The organism is Nonomuraea sp. NPDC005650 (assembly GCF_040605375.1).
In the GTDB taxonomy this organism is placed as follows: Bacteria; Actinomycetota; Actinomycetes; order Streptosporangiales; family Streptosporangiaceae; genus Nonomuraea.
The window spans coordinates 57,644-77,274 of record NZ_JBEXCR010000022.1; the positions used below are offsets into that span (position 1 = coordinate 57,644).

The 19,631-nt window shown below is 67.3% G+C and carries 34 protein-coding genes and 1 tRNA gene; 5 read left to right on the forward strand and 30 right to left on the reverse strand.

Annotated elements, in window-relative coordinates:
* Positions 1–20: 20 nt before the first annotated feature.
* The 18 genes from ABZS69_RS34400 to ABZS69_RS34485 form a co-directional block, all read right to left on the reverse strand.
* Entirely contained in the window at positions 21–194 is a 174-nt protein-coding gene (locus tag ABZS69_RS34400; RefSeq protein ID WP_355379551.1) for a hypothetical protein, read from the reverse strand.
* Positions 191–967: a hypothetical protein gene (locus tag ABZS69_RS34405; RefSeq protein WP_355379552.1), complete on the reverse strand. Its 777-nt coding sequence runs from the start codon at positions 965–967 to the stop codon at positions 191–193. The genes ABZS69_RS34400 and ABZS69_RS34405 overlap by 4 nt, the downstream gene beginning before the upstream one ends.
* A complete protein-coding gene (locus ABZS69_RS34410) occupies positions 964–1,305 on the reverse strand; it encodes a hypothetical protein (protein ID WP_355379553.1) in 342 nt (113 codons plus the stop codon). The genes ABZS69_RS34405 and ABZS69_RS34410 overlap by 4 nt, the downstream gene beginning before the upstream one ends.
* On the reverse strand, positions 1,302–1,535 hold the full coding sequence (locus ABZS69_RS34415; RefSeq protein WP_355379554.1) for a hypothetical protein: 234 nt from the start codon (positions 1,533–1,535) through the stop codon (positions 1,302–1,304). Before ABZS69_RS34415 ends, ABZS69_RS34410 begins: the two co-directional genes overlap by 4 nt.
* Positions 1,532–2,128 (reverse strand): histone-like nucleoid-structuring protein Lsr2, encoded by a 597-nt coding sequence (locus ABZS69_RS34420; protein WP_355379555.1) that lies wholly within the window; start codon positions 2,126–2,128, stop codon positions 1,532–1,534. The genes ABZS69_RS34415 and ABZS69_RS34420 overlap by 4 nt, the downstream gene beginning before the upstream one ends.
* Positions 2,119–4,350: a UvrD-helicase domain-containing protein gene (locus ABZS69_RS34425; RefSeq protein ID WP_355379556.1), complete on the reverse strand. Its 2,232-nt coding sequence runs from the start codon at positions 4,348–4,350 to the stop codon at positions 2,119–2,121. The genes ABZS69_RS34420 and ABZS69_RS34425 overlap by 10 nt, the downstream gene beginning before the upstream one ends.
* Positions 4,347–4,679 (reverse strand): hypothetical protein, encoded by a 333-nt coding sequence (locus tag ABZS69_RS34430; RefSeq protein ID WP_355379557.1) that lies wholly within the window; start codon positions 4,677–4,679, stop codon positions 4,347–4,349. Before ABZS69_RS34430 ends, ABZS69_RS34425 begins: the two co-directional genes overlap by 4 nt.
* Positions 4,680–4,819: 140 nt before the next feature.
* On the reverse strand, positions 4,820–5,152 hold the full coding sequence (locus ABZS69_RS34435) for a hypothetical protein (RefSeq protein WP_355379558.1): 333 nt from the start codon (positions 5,150–5,152) through the stop codon (positions 4,820–4,822).
* Entirely contained in the window at positions 5,149–5,364 is a 216-nt protein-coding gene (locus ABZS69_RS34440; RefSeq protein WP_355379560.1) for a helix-turn-helix transcriptional regulator, read from the reverse strand. The genes ABZS69_RS34435 and ABZS69_RS34440 overlap by 4 nt, the downstream gene beginning before the upstream one ends.
* Positions 5,361–5,795, reverse strand: coding sequence for a hypothetical protein (locus tag ABZS69_RS34445; protein WP_355379561.1), 435 nt, complete (start codon positions 5,793–5,795; stop codon positions 5,361–5,363). Before ABZS69_RS34445 ends, ABZS69_RS34440 begins: the two co-directional genes overlap by 4 nt.
* A complete protein-coding gene (locus ABZS69_RS34450; protein ID WP_355379562.1) occupies positions 5,792–5,977 on the reverse strand; it encodes a DUF5131 family protein in 186 nt (61 codons plus the stop codon). Before ABZS69_RS34450 ends, ABZS69_RS34445 begins: the two co-directional genes overlap by 4 nt.
* Complete coding sequence (locus ABZS69_RS34455) at positions 5,977–6,249, reverse strand: hypothetical protein (RefSeq protein ID WP_355379563.1); 273 nt, start codon at positions 6,247–6,249, stop codon at positions 5,977–5,979. Before ABZS69_RS34455 ends, ABZS69_RS34450 begins: the two co-directional genes overlap by 1 nt.
* Complete coding sequence (locus ABZS69_RS34460) at positions 6,246–6,590, reverse strand: hypothetical protein (protein ID WP_355379564.1); 345 nt, start codon at positions 6,588–6,590, stop codon at positions 6,246–6,248. Before ABZS69_RS34460 ends, ABZS69_RS34455 begins: the two co-directional genes overlap by 4 nt.
* Positions 6,575–6,961, reverse strand: a complete 387-nt coding sequence (locus ABZS69_RS34465; RefSeq protein ID WP_355379565.1) for a hypothetical protein — start codon at positions 6,959–6,961, stop codon at positions 6,575–6,577. The genes ABZS69_RS34460 and ABZS69_RS34465 overlap by 16 nt, the downstream gene beginning before the upstream one ends.
* 11 nt (positions 6,962–6,972) lie before the next feature.
* Complete coding sequence (locus ABZS69_RS34470) at positions 6,973–7,200, reverse strand: hypothetical protein (RefSeq protein ID WP_355379566.1); 228 nt, start codon at positions 7,198–7,200, stop codon at positions 6,973–6,975.
* Positions 7,197–7,385 carry a helix-turn-helix domain-containing protein gene (locus ABZS69_RS34475; RefSeq protein ID WP_355379567.1) on the reverse strand — a complete coding sequence of 63 codons (189 nt, stop codon included), beginning with the start codon at positions 7,383–7,385 and terminating at the stop codon, positions 7,197–7,199. The genes ABZS69_RS34470 and ABZS69_RS34475 overlap by 4 nt, the downstream gene beginning before the upstream one ends.
* 24 nt (positions 7,386–7,409) lie before the next feature.
* Entirely contained in the window at positions 7,410–7,709 is a 300-nt protein-coding gene (locus ABZS69_RS34480; protein WP_355379568.1) for a hypothetical protein, read from the reverse strand.
* Complete coding sequence (locus ABZS69_RS34485; RefSeq protein ID WP_355379569.1) at positions 7,709–7,921, reverse strand: helix-turn-helix domain-containing protein; 213 nt, start codon at positions 7,919–7,921, stop codon at positions 7,709–7,711. The genes ABZS69_RS34480 and ABZS69_RS34485 overlap by 1 nt, the downstream gene beginning before the upstream one ends.
* Before the next feature lie 156 nt (positions 7,922–8,077).
* Between ABZS69_RS34485 and ABZS69_RS34490 the strand changes: the two genes are divergently transcribed.
* Complete coding sequence (locus tag ABZS69_RS34490; RefSeq protein ID WP_355379570.1) at positions 8,078–8,638, forward strand: hypothetical protein; 561 nt, start codon at positions 8,078–8,080, stop codon at positions 8,636–8,638.
* Here ABZS69_RS34490 and ABZS69_RS34495 read toward each other — a convergent pair.
* Together ABZS69_RS34495 and ABZS69_RS34500 are read right to left on the reverse strand one after the other, a co-directional pair.
* Positions 8,635–9,000, reverse strand: a complete 366-nt coding sequence (locus ABZS69_RS34495; RefSeq protein ID WP_355379571.1) for a hypothetical protein — start codon at positions 8,998–9,000, stop codon at positions 8,635–8,637. The genes ABZS69_RS34490 and ABZS69_RS34495 overlap by 4 nt on opposite strands.
* 781 nt (positions 9,001–9,781) lie before the next feature.
* Positions 9,782–10,825 (reverse strand): tyrosine-type recombinase/integrase, encoded by a 1,044-nt coding sequence (locus ABZS69_RS34500; protein WP_355379572.1) that lies wholly within the window; start codon positions 10,823–10,825, stop codon positions 9,782–9,784.
* 188 nt (positions 10,826–11,013) lie between these two features.
* Between ABZS69_RS34500 and ABZS69_RS34505 the strand changes: the two genes are divergently transcribed.
* Positions 11,014–11,086, forward strand: a tRNA-Arg gene (locus ABZS69_RS34505).
* Between the two features lie 471 nt (positions 11,087–11,557).
* On the opposite strand, the gene ABZS69_RS34510 is transcribed toward ABZS69_RS34505, so the two are convergent.
* A complete protein-coding gene (locus ABZS69_RS34510) occupies positions 11,558–12,307 on the reverse strand; it encodes a DUF6082 family protein (RefSeq protein WP_355379573.1) in 750 nt (249 codons plus the stop codon).
* An 85-nt stretch (positions 12,308–12,392) separates the two neighbouring features.
* Here ABZS69_RS34510 and ABZS69_RS34515 point away from each other — a divergent pair, with 85 nt between their 5' ends.
* The gene (locus ABZS69_RS34515; protein ID WP_355379574.1) at positions 12,393–12,596 is read left to right on the forward strand and encodes a DUF397 domain-containing protein; all 204 of its coding nucleotides are present in this window, start codon (positions 12,393–12,395) and stop codon (positions 12,594–12,596) included.
* Positions 12,597–12,632: 36 nt separating this feature from the next.
* Positions 12,633–12,830 (forward strand): DUF397 domain-containing protein, encoded by a 198-nt coding sequence (locus ABZS69_RS34520; RefSeq protein WP_355379575.1) that lies wholly within the window; start codon positions 12,633–12,635, stop codon positions 12,828–12,830.
* Positions 12,831–13,093: 263 nt separating this feature from the next.
* Here the strand turns inward: ABZS69_RS34520 and ABZS69_RS34525 are convergent, their stop codons facing one another.
* From ABZS69_RS34525 to ABZS69_RS34565, 9 genes are all read right to left on the reverse strand, one after another.
* Positions 13,094–14,311 carry a site-specific integrase gene (locus ABZS69_RS34525; protein WP_355379576.1) on the reverse strand — a complete coding sequence of 406 codons (1,218 nt, stop codon included), beginning with the start codon at positions 14,309–14,311 and terminating at the stop codon, positions 13,094–13,096.
* A complete protein-coding gene (locus ABZS69_RS34530) occupies positions 14,308–14,493 on the reverse strand; it encodes a helix-turn-helix domain-containing protein (protein WP_355379577.1) in 186 nt (61 codons plus the stop codon). The genes ABZS69_RS34525 and ABZS69_RS34530 overlap by 4 nt, the downstream gene beginning before the upstream one ends.
* Positions 14,490–15,812, reverse strand: coding sequence for a replication initiator (locus tag ABZS69_RS34535; RefSeq protein ID WP_355379578.1), 1,323 nt, complete (start codon positions 15,810–15,812; stop codon positions 14,490–14,492). Before ABZS69_RS34535 ends, ABZS69_RS34530 begins: the two co-directional genes overlap by 4 nt.
* A 123-nt stretch (positions 15,813–15,935) precedes the next feature.
* Complete coding sequence (locus tag ABZS69_RS34540) at positions 15,936–16,094, reverse strand: hypothetical protein (RefSeq protein WP_355379579.1); 159 nt, start codon at positions 16,092–16,094, stop codon at positions 15,936–15,938.
* Positions 16,095–16,096: 2 nt separating this feature from the next.
* A complete protein-coding gene (locus ABZS69_RS34545; RefSeq protein WP_355379580.1) occupies positions 16,097–16,258 on the reverse strand; it encodes a hypothetical protein in 162 nt (53 codons plus the stop codon).
* Positions 16,259–16,270: 12 nt separating this feature from the next.
* Positions 16,271–16,603: a hypothetical protein gene (locus ABZS69_RS34550; protein WP_355379581.1), complete on the reverse strand. Its 333-nt coding sequence runs from the start codon at positions 16,601–16,603 to the stop codon at positions 16,271–16,273.
* Between the two features lie 12 nt (positions 16,604–16,615).
* Positions 16,616–17,311: a DUF2637 domain-containing protein gene (locus ABZS69_RS34555; protein WP_355379582.1), complete on the reverse strand. Its 696-nt coding sequence runs from the start codon at positions 17,309–17,311 to the stop codon at positions 16,616–16,618.
* Positions 17,312–17,315: 4 nt separating this feature from the next.
* Positions 17,316–18,686 (reverse strand): FtsK/SpoIIIE domain-containing protein, encoded by a 1,371-nt coding sequence (locus ABZS69_RS34560; protein WP_355379583.1) that lies wholly within the window; start codon positions 18,684–18,686, stop codon positions 17,316–17,318.
* Positions 18,679–19,011 carry a hypothetical protein gene (locus ABZS69_RS34565; RefSeq protein ID WP_355379584.1) on the reverse strand — a complete coding sequence of 111 codons (333 nt, stop codon included), beginning with the start codon at positions 19,009–19,011 and terminating at the stop codon, positions 18,679–18,681. The genes ABZS69_RS34560 and ABZS69_RS34565 overlap by 8 nt, the downstream gene beginning before the upstream one ends.
* A 144-nt stretch (positions 19,012–19,155) precedes the next feature.
* On the opposite strand from ABZS69_RS34565, the gene ABZS69_RS34570 reads away from it, so the two are divergent.
* Complete coding sequence (locus tag ABZS69_RS34570) at positions 19,156–19,533, forward strand: winged helix-turn-helix domain-containing protein (RefSeq protein ID WP_355379586.1); 378 nt, start codon at positions 19,156–19,158, stop codon at positions 19,531–19,533.
* Positions 19,534–19,631: the final 98 nt, after the last annotated feature.

Consider the following 19,631-nt stretch of genomic DNA (forward strand, 5'->3'; position numbering starts at 1 on the left):
ATGGGTTTTTGGGGGCCGGTTCAGCGGGGGCGGTGGCCGACGTGCCAGGCCAGGCAGAAGGGGCACCGGTACACGTTCAACCTGGTGTCAACCGCCTTGTTGGCGGCGGCGAGCGCCCGCAGGTGGCCGAGCGCCCGCCGCCGGTTCGGGTGGCGGATTTTGCCGCCGCACATGCGGGCCACATCGTCGTTCACGACGCCCCCGGACAGCCCCTGGAAGCGTCCGTGGAGCCGGGCTGGAACCAGGGGCAGAACGTGCAGTACGCGTCCGAGGCCGGGAACATGCTCCAGGCGGCAGGGTTGTTGGGCGGGTCGAGGTGGGTGAGCGTCGTCATGACGTTGTCGAGGCGGTCCAGCGCGGCCAGGGCGATGGAGCGGTCGTAGGGTTCCGTCCAGACGTGGAGGCCGTCGATGCGGCCACCCCTGGGCAGGAACACCACCGACACGTCGTTGACGTGCTCGCCCGCGTTCTCCTGTCCGAGCCCGTACAGGTGGGCTTGGATCCGGTACTGGTCGCCGGGCCCGTGCTGGCGGTACTTCTTCACCCGGTCGGGGCCGGTGATCTTCCAGTCGATGTTGCAGCCGTGCGCCCGGTCGAACAGATCCGCCGAGCCGTAGATGTTGCCGCGAATGTGCAGCCGCCGTTCGATCACGTACCGTTCGTGGCCGAGCCGCTGGTTCTCGGCGCGGAACGTGTCCTCCATCCAGGCGTGCACGCTGGTGCCGATGATCGACGCCCACGGGTCGCCTTCCGTGTTCACCTCAGGCCAGTCGCACAGCTTGAACGCGAGACGCCTGACGCACGGGGTGCCGATCTCGGAGGGGCCTATCACCCGCTGCAGGGATCGGGGCGCGCGGGCGCCGGCCTGCTTCACCGTGGAGACGACGTTGGTGGCGATAGCAGCGGCCAGCCCGGACAGGGGCGGGGTAGCCCAGCCCGCATCCGGCTGCGTGAAAGCGATCGTCATGCTGTCACCTCGACCGGGGCCAGGCAGCCGCAGTGGAAGGCGCTGCACTGCCTGGTGAACGTCTTGCTCGGCTCCCGCTCACCGAACTTCCGCCCGGTGTGCTCGTTGACGACCAGGTGGCCACACTCGCAGCGCGCTCGAAGGTCGTCCTCGTCGGACCAGAAGTCCCCACGCTTGTCGGCCGAGACGACCGCGTCGACGCTGTAGCCGACGCACTCGCCCTTGTCGTCGAGTCCGCCCTCCTCCATGAGCCGCTCGGCCTCGTCGGCGTTCTCGGCAGTGACGCGGTACTCGAATTCGAGCAGCGCGCGGATGACGAACTCCTGCCCGGCCGTCACGGCCGCTCCTGGAAGGTGGTGACGGCGCCGGGCGCGTTGAGCACGAGGTCGCCGACCGTGGTGACGTTCTCCGGGCTGGCGAGGGTTTCCGAGTGCGGCTGGCCCAGCTTCTCGGCCAGCACGGCGGCGATGAACGCCCGATCGTCCTCGGTCAACCGCCATGTCTGCATCAGCGCCGACCCATCAGGCCGGAACCCAGCCACCGTGATCACGCCGTACGGGGCGTTCATGGGGTACCTCCGTGGGCTTCGTCGTAGGCGGTCTCAACCGCCTTGGGGATGCGGCCGTTGGCCGGGCAGTCGAGGCCCTGCGAGGCGGCCCACGCCCGGATCCCGGGCCGCTTCGTTTTCACCTTCACTCGCCTGGACGCGGGGGCTGCCGGCGGCGTGGGCGCCTGCTCGCCGGTCAGCTCGCAGTACCGGGCCTCCTTGGCGGCGAGCTGCTTCTTCAGCTGGCGGATCTCGGCGGCGAGGGCGGCGGCTTCGCGGGCGTTCGCGAGCCGTTCCGGGATCTCTCTCATGGCGTCACGCACGGTGGCGGCCAGCCTCCTCAGCTGCGGATCGTTGGAGGCTTCCGCCCGGGCGAGGAGTTCGAACGGGAGATGCTGGTCGGCGAGCTCGGCCACCCCGGCGGGGAGGGTGACCGTGTTGCGGCCGGGCTCGTATACGCGGTCCGTGTCCGGGTGCAGCAGCCACCCCTTCTGCCCGCGGGCGAGCGCCGTCACACGCTCGCGCGGCCACGAGGAGGCGTCGGCCGCCTCCTGGGTGGTCATCCCGGCGGCGAGGAGCTTCAGCACGCGGGCCGCATCCGGCGTCACTTCCACCTGCCGAGGAAGTTGAAGGGCCTGCTGGCCTTCTTGGGCGTGTAGTACTTGGCGTAGATGTCGGGGTGGTCGGCCTTGAGCGCCTTACCGTCGAGCTGGCCGCCCGGCTTGTTCTCCTTGTAGGAGCAGGCGGGCTGCCCGGCGACGGTCGGCTCGTCGACGCCGTTGGCGTCGCACCAGTCCTTGATCTTCTGCTGGGCGGCCTCCTTCACCTCCTTCCACGACTTCTCGCTGTCGGCGGCGTGCTTGGCGTAGTCGAGCCAGCCGACCATGTCCGTGGGGAGGTCCGTGTAGATGCGGGGCGGGTCCGGGACGACAACGCCCTGCATGAGCTTCTCGGGGACCTTCCCGGTCCACACGTTGTGGACGTCGTAAGGGGCCACGGTGCACCCGTCCCGGTGGTTCTGGCCGGGGCCGACGTTACAGCCGGGACAGTGCACGCCGTCCACGTGCACCTCCTCCACCCCGCCGCCGCGCCCCGGGATGAGGATGTATTCAGGCTCAGACGTGTTCATGTTGGCAGAGCCTTCACCGTCGGCCACCGTCGAGACGGGGCCGAGCGGCGTTCTGGGGATATCCCCACCCTGTTCGGCAGGGCTGTGGATAACGGCGGCCCGCTCCCGCGCCGGGATGTGGCCGGGCTCGTCGAGGGCGGCCCGCTCCTCGTCCTCGACAAGGTTCCGGAAGCCGATACCGCCCGCCTCGGCCGCGTTCAGGTTGCGCCGGTCGAGCACGTCCTTGGCGCGGGTGACGGCCACGTAGGTGAGCATGGCTTCGCCGCGGTTGAGGCTGCCGTCTTGGTTGTACGGCTCAGACCAGTCCGCGGCCAGGCGCACTGTCGCCCACTCGCGGCCCTTGGCGCGGTGCGCGGTGCTGAGGACGACGTCGGCGTTGTGCTCGTCGACGAGCTGGTCGACGATGCGCAGGATCCGTTCCGGCCCGTGCCCATCCACCAGCTTCACCAACGTTTTCAGGTCGGCGCCGCCGGCGTCGTGCTCGGCGTACTCGCGCACCTCATCCCACGAGCTGAAGGCCATCAGTTCGGGGTGTTCGGTCGGCCTGCCGCGTTGCAGGTCCTGGCAGGCGCGGGCCAGGTTGCGGATGTCGTTGCCGCCGCCGACCAGGGCGGGGCGGAGCCCGGATCCGATGGCGGCCATCGCCTGCCCGATCGCCCCGGCGTTGGTTCGGCACAGGATCGCCTGGCCGGGGTAGACGACGCCCACCTTGGAGTCTTTGGCCGGGTTCCCGGACAGGCGGAGCGGCGCCTTCAGGAGCTGCAACCAGGTGTTGGCCTCGTCGGCGATGGCCTGCCCGAACCGGAACGACTGGGACAGGGCCAGGCGCTGGCCGGTGAACTCCTGCATGGCGTCGACGGCGCCCCGCCACCCGTAGATCGCCTGCGACTGGTCGCCGACCAGGATCCGCTGGGCGGACTGCGCTTCGACGATGCGGGCGATCACCGGATTCGCGTCCTGGGCTTCGTCCAGGAAGACGACGTCGGCGGGCAGTGTCGGCTGGGTGAGAGCCCACATTTTCAGGTAGTGGTCGTGCTCGAACTTGAGCCGTCCGCCACGCTCTTGGAGGTCCTCCCACGCCCGCTCCAGCATGGGCAGCACCTGAGCGCGCAGCTCGTACATGGCGTCTGGGTCGACATCGAGACCGGGAATCGTCGGGATGTGCGAGAAGGCGGGCAGGTCGTCGTCGGAGTAGCAGAAGCGGCGGATCGAGTCAGTGACGATCCGGGCCACCTTGACGCTCGTCAAGGCGTGCTTGCCGAGGTCGACGACGGCCGGGATCTGCAGGAAGCGGGCCACCTCGCGCGCGGGCAGTCGCGGACCGTTGAGCCGGTCCTTGAACTGGTGGCCCACCTGCCGGAAGGCGAGGCTGTGCGCGGTCGAGCACTGGGTGTTGGCCGGGAAGGAAGCGCGGGCGTCCTCCGCGATCGCCTTGTTGTAGGCGAGATACAGGGCGCGGGTGCGCGGTGCGGCGGCGGCCACCATCTTCAACGTGGTCGTCTTACCGGTGCCGGCGCCGGCCTCGATGACGAGCGGCTGGCCGGTGGCGGCGGCGTCGAGGATCGCCTGCTGCTCACTGGTGGGCGGGTGCTCGAACTTCACCGGTGCGGCCGGGGCGGCGGGGGCGGTGTGCACGGGGGGCTGCGGCACCGTGAACAACGGCGCCGCCGCCTCCGCGTACGGGGTGGGCTGCGTGAACAACGTCACTGGAGGCCCTCTCTCAACGTGATGTGCAGGTTGAACAGGGCGAGGGCGTCGGCCTGGTTGAGCGGCCCCTGGAAGTGCTTGTTGATGACCTTTTGCAGCACCTCGTCGGCCCGCCGCACCTGGCCGACGGTCATCCGCGGCTTGAGCGGGTTGAGGAGGCAGTTGGTGGCGCACCAGAACACCTGGCGGCCGTCGACGACCCCGGCGGGCTTCATCGGCTTGTCGATCCCCGGGGCCTCTCCGCACCGGATGCAGGCCCAGCCGTCGATTTGGCGGGCGAGCAGCCGCACCTCCCCGGGCTGCAGGTCGGGCTCGTCGTGCTCGGTCACGATCTATCTCCTTGGCTCGGCGGGTTGGAGGGGCGGCCCCACCCCCGATCGGGGGCCGCCCAACAAGAACGACGGTACAAGATGAAGCATAATGAAGCAATACGGTACATGCATCGTTCTGCTTCACCATGCGACGCGGGCTACCGGCGGTCGGCCGCCATGTTCGCCACCTGCAACCGCTGCACCAGCGCCTCCAGGGCGGCCGCGTGCGCGTGGGCCGCCGCCAGCTCCTCCTCGAAGGTGCGCGGCCGGGCCGGCGCAAACACGGCGTCGGCGCCCTGCTCCAGCTCCAGCGATTCGAGGAGCTGCTGTGTGGCCTGATGCTTGGACTGTTCGGTGCGCAGCAGTTTCAGGTAGTGGTCGCGGTCGGCGACGGCGACGTCCAGCATCTTGTCGGCGGTGACAGCCTGCTCGCGCGCCTCCGTCAGCTCGTCGAGCAGCTGCCTACGGCTGCGGAACCAGTCGACGATCACGGAGCGTCTCCTTGCAGGGGAACGAGGGCCAGGCGGTAGCCGAGCGCCCTGGCCTGGCGGTCGACTTCGGCGAGAGTGGGCATATGGAGGCCGGTCTCGCGCTTGCTGACTGCCTGGGGATTCAGGAACAGGGTCTTCGCGAGCTGGCGCTGGGTGACTTGCTTCTCGCTGCGGATGAAGGCGAGCTGCATCATGATCGGGCGACGCTTCACCGCGCCTCCTCCAGGGGGTCGCCGTATCCGGCGTTGCGCAGCACCACGCATGCGTCCGACAGCAGCAGCCGGATCGGGTAGTCGCGGCCCATTCCGGCGATCCAGTCGTCGCCCCGCAGGTACGCCCACCAGCGGTGCGCGTTGTCGGGGCCGACCCCGTGCCGCTGCAGCACGAGCACGCCGACGGTCGCGCGCGCGTTGGCGCGTTCCTCCTCGGTTTCGGCCATCCACTTGGCCACCTGCTCGTCGGACGGCTGGCGGGTCTGCTGGCCGCCCTTCACCTCCCACACGACGCCGGGACACCCAGTGATGTCACCCAGGTCGTGGGCGCCGGCCAGCGCGCGCCGCTCCGCGTACGGGAAGCCGAGCCGGCGGAGCGTGCGCACGACGGCGGTCTCTGCGGCGGTGCCGATGTCCTTCGGCCGCATCATCTGGCACCTGCCGTGGCGGGCTCGGGGTACTCGTTCCACTCGCGGCCGTCGAGGTCCCGGCCCGCCCGCTTCTTGCCGACCCGTTCCATATAGCAGTTGTCGCAGCCGGGGCTGACCTTCGTGCAGCCGCGGACGGGGTTCCAGGTGGCATCGGTCCATTCGATGCCGGTCTTGTCGGCCATCACCGGGTGTCCTCGCCGGTGTGCTGCTTCTCCAGGTGCCTGATGAGAGACCAGGCGGCGAGGCCGGCCAGGACGACGACGACCCAGGCTGCGACGATGGCCACCCACACCGGGATGGAGGGGGTGGAGGCGGCGACGGCGAGGAAGCAGCACAGGCCGGCGGCGACGAGGCAGATGCCGACCTCCAGCCAGCGCCGCATCCGGGCGGCGTACACGCCGAGCCTGACCGCGGCGAGGGCGACGGCGAACGCGAAGAAGGCGGCCTCGGTCACGACTCCCTCCGCTTCTCCACGTTGAAGACGGCCAGGATGTCGCGAGCCATGTCCTCAGGATCGTTATCCGCGCGAAGGTGCTCCTCGACCGTGTCCATCAAGGCGGACAACAGCTCGGGGTCCGGCTCGACTTCGGCCGCTTCCGCCAATTCCAGGAGGGCGGCGGCGACCATCCTGGCCGTCGTGATCGGCCAGGTGCGGCCCAGGAGGCGGATGCTGCGGCCGTCGCGCTCGACGAGCACCCCGTTGACGGCGGTCCGCTTCTTCTCGTGCAGCTTCGGGTTGTCGCCGAAGTAGACGCGTTCCACGCTGATCGTGCCGTTGTTCATGCCTGCTGCCATTTCTGCTCTTCGTCGCGCGCCCGCGTGGTCTGGGCGTAGGCGTCGTGCTCGGAGGTGATCGTCCCCAGGTGCGCCTCCTGCTGGGGCGGGAGTGTCCCGTCGAAGATGGGCGTCCCGCCGTCGGCCGGGTACGGCTCCCGCCCGGCGGCCGGGTGCGGTTCGCGGGGCCGGACCTGCTCTGGGGCATGCGGCCACGGCTCCGACAGCGGGGCCGGCCACGGGGTGGCGGCGGGCATGAGCGGGTCGGGCATGACCTGGCCGGCCCGCGCGCCCTGCTCGGCCACGCCGAGCAGGTACCGGTACCCGGCCAGGTCGCGCTCCGTCTGCTCGACCAGGTCGCGCAGCTGCTGGACGTGGATATCGCGGATCAAGGGGTGCCTCCTCAGGCGGCGGGGGTGATGACGGTGACCGGGAAATCCGCCGGCCGGTGGTACGGGCGGGCGCGGCCGGTCTCGATGTCGCGCGTGGTGACGACCCAGCACCCGCAGGTGCCGTCCGTGCACTGGTGCATGTCGGCCTCCACCTGCACGACCGGGGCCAGCTCGCCCAGGAGGGCGTGGATGCGGGCGATCCGCACCAGCTGGCCGGGCTGCAGCTCCTGGAAGGTCACCGGGACCTCCTGGCCATGAGGGCGCGCACCTCGGACTCGCGGTAGCGGCGGTGGCCGCCCGGGGTGCGTTCGGCGGTGAGCTTGCCGGCGTTGGCCCAGCGGGTGACGGTGAGCGGGTCGACCCCGGCCATCCGCGCCACCTTGCCGCGGGACAACTTCCGGTCGACCGTGGTGTTCTGGGACATGGGTTCCCCTCCTTTCAGGGGGTTTCAGGCGGAGGCCGCCAGGCGGGCCGCCTCCTGCTTGGCCGCCTTGTTGCGGCGACGGGACTCGGCACCGGCCCGGCCGCGCTCGGACATGACGAGGCTGAGCGCGGTCTCGGCGGCCTTGAGCAGGTCCTGTTCCGTCGCGTACTCGCGCTCCGACCGCAGCCGGGCGATCCAGTAGTCGAGCGATACGGGGGACGCCTGGGTGGCGGCCTGGGTGCGGGCCCGCCGGTCCGTGGTGTTCACCCACGACGTCCTGACCGCCTTGCGGGCGGCGGCGGAGCGGCGCTCCGCGGTCGCCATCACAGCCCCGTCTCGGAGGGCTGGAGGGCGGCCGCGATCTGGGCCTCGGTGAACTCCCAGGCGCCGGTGTGCTTGCAGACGGCCGGATCGGTGCAGACGACACCGCACCGGTGCCGCTTCACACCGGCCAGGCGGCCGTTCTGCATCCATCGGTTGGCGGTGGACCGGCTGATACCGAGCCGGTCGCACGCTTGGGCGAACGTCAAATCCATGAAGCCTCACGTCCATCTGTGAACCATTGCGTCCCAAGACGGTACACACAAGTCGCGCGATGGCGCAATACGGCGCATGAGGTTCCATGGCGGAGCAGTAAGTTTTTACAACCCCTGACTAGGCGGGTTATGAAGCAACATGATTCAATGCGGTACATGACGGACCAGGGACGATCCGAAGGGCCGCCGGGCCGCCCCCTCTGGCTGGCCGCCGAACAACAACGCGCCAAAGAGGGCGTCAGCAAATTCGACTGGGTCGCGCAGATCGGCATCGGTCGACGCTCCTACGACCGCCTCGCCATCCAGGAAAACAAGCCGATCACCCGCACCGTGAAGAAGGTCGCGGCCAGGATCCGCATGTCCTACGAAGACGCCATGCGCCTAGCCAACCTGACACCACCCGACGCCCAGGCCGACTCTGCCGTTGACGTCGTCGTCCAAGGCCGGGCAGGCGTGATCCGCATGCGGGGCCGGGCGGGCGAGATCCATGTCCAGGTGAAGCACTTTCAGCGCCCGCTGGCTGAGCAGCAGCTTGACGCCTTGCGGGAGGCCGGCGAGGAGACCGGGCGGACCCTCGGGGAGGTGCTGGTGCTGACCGGGCTTGCCGAACCGGAAGAGCTCAAGGTGACCCGAGACTCCGCGGGCGTGGATTCCTCGACGGCCATCGGCGGGGAAGACGCCGAAACGGCCCAGAGCCGTCGAGGACCCAGCACCTAGGCGACCTTCTTATGCTCCTGCTCCCTGGCCGCCACCAGTTCGGCGGTAAGGGCGCGCACTGCGACGATCGCCTGCCGGTCCTGGCGTAGGACCTCCCCCGTTTCGGCGACCGCGCTGTGGAGCTCGTCCGCGGCCTGCGAGACCGCGTCGTGCAGCTCGCCGGCGACGACGCGGAGCCGCGCGTCAATGACGAGCATCTTCAGCATGGTGAGGGTGGCGACGGCTGCTAGGAACGATCCAGTGAGGAGCGTCAGGTGCAGCCGGTTGTTGCCGACCTCGGTGACTGCTGATGCGATCGTTGCCGCCCACAGGGCGACGGTGCCGGCGATCGCGATCCGGATGAGGGTGTGTCGTCGGGCCAACGTGTAGTCCTTCCCCCATCGACCTCATCGTCATTGATTCGGTCGGTGCCGTTTTGCAGGGCGGCTGGAGTACTGTACGACGCCTCCCCGCCTGGTGAAAGATGTGTACCGGCCGTCTTGACAGGCGGCGATCTGGTACCGGAGCCATCCGAGCACCACAAATGTTCGAATACGTGCACGAATGCCCACATTCCGGTCAGGCGCTCCGCCTGCTGGGGGACGGAAACCTATCCGAGCGGATAGGCCCTGATTGATCGGGTAGGGCCGGGACTGCACGGGGTCGACCCTCGCGCCACCGGGGTCGCTGTCCCGTGCATGGGTGCCCCGCACGGCGGCCGGCGGCCACCGCCCTGCAGAGGTGAGGCCCCCACCGCCGTGCGGGTGCTCGGGATCCCTCGCCTTGGGCTTGACTCCACCGGACTCCGTATCGTAACGGATCAACGACCGCGAGTCACCCCTTCCGGTGGTGCTTTTCTTCCCATTTGACGCGAGACGGAAGGAAAACACCTATCCCAGGCGTCACAGTTCCGGCCATGACACATCCGTCACAGCCAGGAAACAGGCACCCACCTGCGCAAACGTCCGAAACGTGGCCATGATCGTGACGGATGACAGATTCTCTCCCGTTCACCTGATTGCGTGCGCACGTATACGCGCGCGCACACACGCGTAAGGCGTTAACCGGAGAAAAACTGTCACCCGTCACGATCATGAACTATGGGTGCGCATCCTTGCAGGTCAGGACGCGAATTCAGGCGATGACGGATCCGTCACCGATCCGTCATCGCGGCTTCCCCGCCGCGAGACGGTCGGCCGGCGAGTGGCGGGCGTGAATCTCACGGGCGCGTTCGTCGGCGAGCGCGTCCCCGTAGTGATCGACCATGTCGGCCGTCTTCCAGCCAAGGATGCGTTGCACGGCATCCTTGCTGGCGCCGTCGCGGAGCAGCTGGTGCGTCGCAGTGCCGCGATAGTCGTGCGGTGTGGGCTTCCAGCCGATCCCGGCCAGCTCCGCCCGCCGCGCCAGCATGTCCCGAAGCCCTTCAGACGTGAAATGATGCGTTCCCCGACCCTGGATGCCCAACCACAGCCACGGCGACGTGTGCGCCTTACTGTGGGCGCTCCTGGCGCGCACATAGCGGTCCAGGACCCTGACAGATTCCGCACCGAGGGGCACCCAGTGCTCGTCGCCACCCTTCAGGATGATGCGGATCCGCTTGCCTTTCAGGTCCACATCGTGCGCGTCCGGGTTTCTCGGCGTGTAGCGGGTGTTGGTGATGCCGGTCGCCCGCGGCCCGGCGTCGTACAGGATCGTCAACAACGCCCTATCCCGCCGGTCCTCGAAGCTGTTCGAGCTGGCCGTTGCCAGGATGCGGCGCTGCTCGGCTTCGGTGATGTACCGGCGCACCTTGGCCGGCACCTTCGGCCGGTCACCTTTCAGCACCGGCGACAGGGTGGTGCGTTCGGCGATCTCTGGCGAGCACATCCAGTTCCACCACACCCTGAGGTTGCGGAAGTGCACGTCGGCGGAGGCCGGGCTGGTGCGGTGGATTTCGCGGACGATGAACGCCTGCACGTGCGCCGCCTGGACCCCTTCGGCATCGCAGGGCAAAGAGTTGCTTTCCAGGTATTCGATGAATGCTTTCGCCGTGTCCGTGTAGGAGCGGAACGTCTTCTCGGCGACGTTCTTTGCTCGCAGGGCGAGCTCCCACGAATCCAGGCATACGTTCAGGTGGGCTCCGCGTGGGACGGGGATTGCGCGGCTGGCCGCGCTCGTTCGTCGCCGGGAGCGTCGTTCCGGGTTGAATTCGATGACGTTGTCTGGCACGCGTCAGACCTCTCGGGCTCGGAGCTACGGACGCGCATCTGCCGTCCCGTACCGCGATGCTTCATTCTGCTTCGTCTTGTACCGGCATGGCAACCCTGGGCCTGCGGTCAGACGGGCTAAAAGCACCGTACGACTCTGGTAGAGTCTTCATGTCGCCAGGATCAAGCAGGTCAGGGCGGCGATCGCAAGCGGCCGTAGCTCAATGGATAGAGCATCTGACTACGGATCAGAAGGTTACGGGTTCGACTCCTGTCGGCCGCGCACAGCATCAAGGCCCGCCACCAGGGACATCCTGGAGCGGGCCTTTGCATTTGTCAGGACAATCTCGAGATCTTGCTAACACCCCTGCTAACACGGGTCCTCCCCACTCGCCGATCGCTTCGGCGAAGGTGTCGGCGGCTATGCTTCAGCGGCGCGGAACACGCGGGTGTAGACCTGGAGGGTGATCGAGGGGTCTGCGCGCCCAAGTCGGGCTACAACGCAGATCGGAACACCGCCCGAGGCTGCCGAGCTTCTGGCGAGAGCTTGATTTTCTCGACCGAACTGGACGACAGAATCTCACCGACCTTCTCGGCGTAGTAGAGCCTTCCAAAGTCCGACGTTCGCGTAGTTGACCGTGCACGGGGAGTGTCCGACCATTCCTGCCACCTCCGGCCCTCCGGTCGCGAACAGTCCGGTGACCACCGATGCTCAGACGGCTTGTGCACAGTGCGCTGATGTCGGGCTACGAATTCAGTCTGAGTACCGCCGTCGCCGCACCACAGAAACCGCGCCTGAGATCAGAACTCCCACTATGAACCCGGCGCCGAGGGCCGCCATCGCCGATCGATCGCGAGTCATCTCACGCATGACCGGCTCCGGATTTGTACGGGTTTGAGGATCGCCGATGGATGCCTCAGCGTAGGCCCGATTAAGGATCTGAACGAACCTGCGATCTCTTTTTGTGACATAACGGGCGCCTTGATGAGGTCCAGCTACAGTCCAGTATCTTCGCCCTGGGGCGCCCGCGAACAATTCTCCCGCAAGGGCATGCAACTGCACTTCGGTGATCTTCCCTATCTCGAACATCGAACGCCAGAACGAGACAATCAGATTGGTGTAGAGGTGCTCTCGGTCTCGCTCGTCATCATTGTGGAAGGAGGGGCCCCAGCATGCACGGAGCGCCGGATCGTCAAGAGCCTTGATCAGAAGATCGGTATGAATGGTGCGTTGGGCAAGTTCACGGTTTGCCGCGGCCTCACGGGACTGGAGGACCAAAGAAGCGGCAACACCCACCAGGGCAAGCATCCCGAAGACAGACGCGACACCACCATAGGCCTCCCCTATATCACTAAGCATGGCCCAGCTCTCACGGTCGGTTCGCCCCACGCGTAGAAGTAAAAACGGGGCGCCGAGAAGAATCCCCGCCATGATCGAAATCACGGCAAGGGCAATGAGGAGCCGGCGAGCGAATCGTCTACGTGCAGCGGGGTCACCTGCCATGCCAGATCACCACGATCCAGACTTGTGTACCATCCCGATTCTTGTTTCCATGGATGCCAACACCTATAGCCAGAGGGCAAGATAGATGAGTGCAAGCCCTGCCAGCGTAGACTGGCGCAAAAGTAAGTACTGCCCAAACGGTAGAAACTGCGTAGAGGTCGCGAGCCTCCCAGGAGCGCGGGTTGCCATCCGGAACTCCACGCTGGGCGATCAGAGCCCGATGCTTGACATCCAAGACTGGCACGAGTTCCTGGCGAAGATCGCAGGCCGGGTTGAGGTTGGACACTGAACAACCCAGGCAGTTCTAGAGAGGTGTCAGAGACGGATGAGCGCGGACTTCACGAATGCGACGTGGCAGAGAAGCAAGGCGTGCACTGACGGCACAAGCTGCGTTGAAGTGGCGAAGTCAGGGAACCGGATCGGTATCCGAGATTCCAAGCAAGGTGGCGACCCTGCGCTTGTCGTCAGCGAGCGCGAGTGGCACGAGTTCGTGGCAGGCATAGTGTCCGGTGACTTTCAGTGATCCATTGGGTTTAGATCTAGCCTGTGTGGCTGTACAGCAGCACCACGCAGCAACACCACCTCCCGTGATCACAGTGCACCGAGCCACATCTACCGCGCAAGTCGGCCAAGTCCCCTCCATGAGCGAACTCCCAACTTGCACAGCACAAGGTTGGGAGTTCGAGCTCCGAGCCGCACAGCAGAAAGCCCGGTATCCAGGGGTTCCTGGGAGCGGGCCTTAGTGTTTATCAGGACGATCTCGGGACCTTGCAGCACCGGTCCTTCTCACTCGCCGATCGCTTCCGCGAAGATGTCGGCTGCCGAGGCTTCAGCGGCGCGGATCACGTGCGCGTACACGCGAAGCGTGATCGAGGGGTCGGCGTGGCCAAGCCGGCCCGCGACGACGTGGATCGGAACACCGGCCACAAGCAGGGTCGTGGCGTGGATGTGGCGGAGATCGTGGAGGCGGGCGTGCGGTAGCGGCGTGCGTGGGTTTGCCTGGTTGTAGCGCTTTGTCAGGATCGGGAAGAGCGAGCTGAGCGTGTCGGGGTGAACGGGCTCGCCCCATCCAGTCGTGAACACATGGTCGCCCGTACCGCGCCACTCAGGGCCGAGTTGGAGCTTATCTGCGGCCTGCTGGGAGCGCTGTGCACGGAAGACTTGGACCGTCCGCTCATCGAGGCTCACAACGCGCTTACGGCCGCTCTTTGTGGTGCCCTCGACCCGCTTCCCATCGATGAACGAGGCCGAGCCGCGGATGGTGATCTGCTTGGAGTCGAGATCGACGTCAGACCAGCGAAGGTGCAGCAGTTCGCCTCGGCGGGCACCGGTGTAGGCCGCGACGTGGAAGAAAGGCCAGAGGCGGTGCTCACGAGCAGCGAGGAGGAATGTCTTGAGCTGGTCCGTCGTCCAGACCGTGCCGGGCTCGCTGATCTCACGGCGTGGACGCTTGGCCTTCTCGACAGGACTGGATGACAGGATCTCGTCGACGTTCACGGCATCGCGAAAGGCTTTCCGGAGCACGGCGTGGACGTAGTCGACCGTGCGCGAGGAGAGCGGCCGTCCGTCCTTGCCGCCGCTGGCCCGTAGATCCCGGTACAGCTTCGTGATCGAGGACGCCCGAACGGCCTGCAGTCGCAGGGTGCCGATGTTGGGCTTGATGTACCGGTTGATCATGTGCCGGTAGTCGGCCAGCGTCTTGGGCTTGATCTCGACCGCGTGGGCCTCGATCCACTCGTCGAGATACTCGCGGACCGTGATGGTGTTGCGGTCGACGTACTCGCCACGGTGGGCCTTGACCCGTGCTTCATCGCGAGCGGCCTTGGCATCGTCCTCAGTGACGAAGCCGCCCACCCATCGAGGCTTGCTCTCCCCCGTTTCGGGGTCGCGGACTCTGATCACGTATGACCAGGTGGTGCCGCGCTTCATGACGCCGTCGCGCAGTTTGGGTGTCTTCTTCTTGCGCGGTTGCTCGTCCGGGGTGCCGACGAGTGTCTTGGTCATACGGCGATCTCCTTCCTGGTCAGGTGGGCGATGTAGTCGGTGAGGGCGGAGACGGGGATGCGGCGGGAGCCGTCGATGCGGATGGAGTCGACAGCGCCGGTGGCGAGCAGTTGGTAGAGCTTGCTGCGCGATATGGCCAGGGCTTCAGCTGCCTCGGGGACCGTGAGGAGTAGCCGCGTCATGGGCAGCCCACCGCCAGGGGCGTGTTGGTGATAGCCGCCGCAAGTATCTGGTCACCGACGGATAGGCCTTGTCCGGCGTACTGCCAGTGGGCGATGACCAGGACGGTGTCCTCATCGAAGAGGGGAAGCCGCCCCGTGGTGATCTCCTGGCCGCGCATGTGGTCTTCTCGGGCAGCGCGCAGGGCGCCGAGGGTGGTGGAGTATTGCCGGCTCTTGGTGGAGAAGTGGCCGCGGAAGCCGAGCATGTGGGCCCAGTGGGTGAGCCGGAGGTCGGTCAGGCCGGGGTGGGTGCCCAGGCGCATGCAGGCGGCGATCAGTTGGCGGGCGTGCTCGCGCACAGGTAGTGCGTCCAGGTCGTCGAGAGGTTGGATGCGCCGGTCCAGGGTGCCGACGCATTCGGCGGCCTTGGTGGCGTACTTTGCCACGTAGGCGGCGACAGCTTGTTCGGTCAGTTCGCCGTCCATGGTGATGCGGCGGGCGTCGAGTTGGGTGCCCCAGCGGAAGGTGCGGCTCAGTGGCTTGATCTCCGCTGTGACTGCCGCTGCCGCGTGTTGGACGGCTTGGGCCAGGGCGTCGGCCGTCGCCCAGGCCGGTGGCGGCGAGTCGGGGCCATCCGGCCCGTCGAGACGGATGACGGCGTGGAAGTGGACGACGCCGCGACGCTGGTATTCGGCGACCTTGGCGAAGGCGATGCTGGCCTGTTCGCGCAGGGCCTTGACGGTCAGGCCGTTGAGTCTGGCGAAGCGTCGCCGCAGGGCCAGGGTGAAGCGGCGCCATAGCTCGGGGCTGATGGCGTTGAACAGGACGGAGCCGTCGTAGTCGTAGCACTCGGCGCAGAGCGGCTCACCGAGTCGCGGATCATAGGCGCTGTGCCGGTCGGTGCAGGACATCACCTGCCCGTGCGGGCAAGTCTCGGCGTCACGGCGGGCGTGGCAGGGCAGGACCTTGCCGTTCTTCTCCCGTCGCACGTGCACAGCCCCGAAGGAGGGCGCGGTGAGGGTGACGAACAGGCACGGGTGCGCGCTGACTGTCTCGGGTACGCCCTTGCCACCGACGAGGCCGGCGCGGATGAGCTGGTAGGTGTCGGCGCGGTAGACCTCGGCGCATGCAGGGCAGCGGGTGGCGCGGCGGGTCTTGCACGGCACGCGCAGGACGCCGTCCGGCTCGCGGGTCGTGCTGTAGCGGTGCAGGAGCTGACCGGTGACCTGGTCGTAGTGTTCGACTTTGCCGCGCAGGTGGATGGGCTGGCGACAGCCGCCGGTCCGCTTGATCTGGCAGGCCCAGCGGTCGTAGTTCGGGTCATGGAGCCGGGAGATCATCCCGGCTATGGCGTGTGGGTGGTGCAAGATGGGATCCGTCCTATCCGGATGTGATCTGGAGTGGGATGGCCCCTCACCTGGCGCGGAACTTGGCGGTTGTGTGGCCAGGTGAGGGGATCTCGGCTATGCGCCGTGGTTGTCGATGCCGGTGCCGGTGCAGTCGTGGCAGGTGTTGCCATCTGCGTCGAGGCCGGAGCCGTTGCAGGTGCAGCAGCGGTAGTGAGCGAGCGGGACGGCGGCGAGGATGTGGGGCCAGTCGGCCCAGGGGTCTTCGGTCGTCATGGTCAGTGGCTCTTGCGCGGGGTGATCGTGACGTAGAGGCGATAGTGGCGGGGCCGGTTCCGGTTGGGGAAGGCCCGCGACATGGACGTGACGGTGAAGAGCCGGCGCAGGTGGATCATGCCGAGGGTGATCTCGGCGCGATTCCCTTCGAGGCAGATACGCATGGTGGTGACCTCCTAGAGGTTGTCGATCTTGATGGAGTCGCGGTAGCTGTCTTCGGCGGCGTGGCGGGCGCGGGCGGCGGCGAGGATGGCGGTGAATTCGTAGCGGACCGATCCGAAGGCGATGCTGGTCATGTAGTGGCCGTGAGGCAGGTGGTCGGGGTCGATCTCCGTGCCCAGCAGGGCGGCGACCTTGTCGACCTCGGCGCGCATCTGGTGGTCGGGGCCGTTGGCGGGGAAAGCGCGGATGATGACGGGCGCCACCGAGACCGGGATCGCAGGGTTGGCCTTGAGGAACCCGGCCAGGGCGATGAGTCCGGCGATGAGGGCGTCTCGGTCGTTGCTCATGGTGATGGCCTTTCAGGTGGCTTCCGAGATGGTCCGCAAGGTGCGGAGCAGGTCGGAGGCGAGTTGGTTGGACACGCCCAGGCGGGCGCGAAGCATGTCGCGGGTGATGGGTTTGCCGTGCCTGGCGTTGTGTTCGTCGGCCACCCGACGGGCGTAGTCGACGAGTGCCGGGGACGGTCCTGGTTGTTCGTCCTGGCCGTCCCGGGCTGGGACGAGGGCGGGACGATCAGCGGCGGGGACCACCGCAGGGTCCTCGGGACGAGGACGGGACGGTGAGACGTCTGCCGGGGACGTCTCGGAGACGTCCGGGGACGAGATGGGACGAGAGGCGGACGTCCGGCGTTCGAGCATGGAGATCGCGACGAGGAAAGCGGCTGCCGGGGTTGCTGCGGTGATCCATCCCCAGACGGTCGGGTCGGCTTGTTGCAGGTTTGCGGCCAGGGACAGGACGATGCCGCCGGTCAGGACGAGGACGGGCCAGGAGATCAGGCCGCGCCGCTGGCGGCCGGTTTTCTTGTCGCGTTGGCGTTCGCGGGCGGCCATGACGCAGGTGAGGTCGATGCAGACGGCGATCGCCCAGGCCATCCAACCGGACTGTCCGTGGTCGCTGGCGGTGTCGCGGATGTGGGTGAAGGACCCGGCACCGGCGATGAGGGCCAGGACGAGGACGGGGCCGGTGTCGAGCAGCCAGCGGGCGAGGCGTCGCATCGCGTCAGGCCTCTCTTGGGTCCGGGATGGAGTTGAGGAACTCGGCGAGGTCGGCGTCGCTCACCTGCGACGGGTGGCCGGAGATGACGTCGGCCCAGGCTGGGGTTTGGTCGGCGTAGGCGGTGGCGGCGTGTTCGGCGGCTTGCTCGCTTACGTAGAAGGAGCGGGCGCGGTACCACTGGCCGTCCTGGGAGGCGACGATCGCGACGCCTGGTGTCTCGGCGGGGATGGCGCGCGCCGAACCGAGAGCGGCGGGGTCGAGGTCGCCGAGGGTCATGGTGGCGGTTTCCGGATCGTTGACCCGGTGGCAGATCCGCCCGGAGCACTGGGCACGCAGGGCGGTGACGCCAGGTCCGAGGTCGGAGCCGATGCGTTGGCCGCAGCAGAACAGGTAGATGCCGAACGCGCGCCCGAGCTGGGCGACCCGGAGGAGCGCCGTCGAGGTCTTGGCGATCTCGTCTTTCTCGCTCTTGTCGGCCATTAGGTACAGCTCGGCCAACTCGTCGACCAGGACGACGATGGGCACGGGCCGCTGGTCGTCCGGGAGTTGCCAGATGTTGCGGGCGCCGGCCTCGCGGCAGGTGGCCATGCGGTTGGTCATCAGGGTGACGAGGTCGTCGAGCAGGGCGACGCATTCGGCTCGTGTGGTGCCCAGCGCTGAGAGGCGAGGGCTGTACGGGGTGAACTCCACGCCGCCCTTGAGGTCGAAGCCGACCAGCGCGACCGGTTGCGGAGCGAGCCCTTGGACCAGGGCATTGGCGAGGTTGGACTTGCCGGATTGCGTGGCTCCGGCGTTGATGTAGTGCGGGACGGTCTTGAAGTCGATGGTCCACGGGCCGCCGGTCTCCAGACGGCCCACGATGACCTTGAGCAGTTCGGGCGAGGTGGGCAGAGTTTCGACCCGGACGAGTGGATCGCGGACGGTGGCGGACAGGACGACCCGTCCGGGACGAGGGGACGAGACGCGGATCGCGTGCACGCCCCAGGAGTGGGCGAGCCGTTCCGCGGCGTCGGAGTAGTCGGCGGGGATCTGGCCCTCAAGGGTGTGCAGGGTGACCCGCCAGCCGTACCGGGTGGGCTTGGGCAGCCACATGAACGGCTTGGTGTCCACGGCGATGCGCTGCCACTTGCGCCGGACGCGGACGACGCCGGTTGAGGCGACCAGGCCGGGGACGGTGGTGAACCAGAAGCGCTGCCGCTTCTTGGTCAGGTTGCAGCCGAGGGCGACCTTGCGCCAGGTGGCTCGTACGCTGATCGCGGTCAGCGGAAAGGCGACCACGAGCCAGAACGACGAGTAGTGCCAGCGGCGCCAGGCCCAGAGCCCGGCCACCGAAGCGGCCAGGACTCCGAGCAGCAGGAGGGTGGTGTCAGACACGGAGCGGCTCCGTGTCAGCCGGTAGGAGGGCCGCGGCGCGGTAGGAGATGCCCCACCGGCCGGCGATCTCCCAGACGTAGCCGACCATGCCCGTGGGGTTGACCTGCTGACCGGCACCGATCGGGGGCTCGCCCGAGGTGCCGATCTTGACGAGTTCGATCCGGCCGAACTCGTCTTCCACGGAGACGGTGACCTCGTAGACGGTGTTGCCGTTCTTGTCGGTCTTGATCTCGCCGGTGTCCTTGTTGAGCAGGCGCGGCTTGGGCGCCTTCACGCAGGTGATCACGAGCTTGGTGGTGTCGACAGGGATGGGGATGGTGCGCATGAGAGCTGGTCTCCTTCTGAGGTAATGTTCTAGATACAAAGATACCTAGGTATCTAGCTCTGTAAACCGAGATAGCTAACTTGGCTTGAGATTGCTTACAGGTTGCCCAGAGACCTAGGCACCTAGAACCGCTAAAGTTGAGTCATGGCAACCGCTGACCGGCGCCGGCCGTACCTGAGGATTGCCGAAGACCTCCGGCGCGACATCGCATCAGGCCGGTATGCAGTGGGAGAGCAACTCCCCGTGGCACGCGAGCTGTCCGAACAGTACGGCGTGGCCATGATGACCATCGGCAACGCCCTGGCCGTGCTGCGCGACGAAGGGCTCATCGAGACCCGCCAGGGGTCGGGCAGCTTCGTCACCCGTACCCCCGACGACGTCGACGTCTCCCCCGCCCCCGGAGAGCACAGCGAAGAGTTCCGCATCATCTCCGAGCAGCTGCGCGAGATCCGCCAGCACATGCAGAAGCTGACGGTCAGGCTGGACGAGCTAGACGCTCGGACTCGTCCTGATCAAGCCTAGAAGAGATCCTGATCGCGCGCCGCTGGAGTTCGGCCAGGTCGACCGCGATCTCCGCCAGCTCACGTAGCAAGATCTGTCGTTCGATCTCACTGAGACCC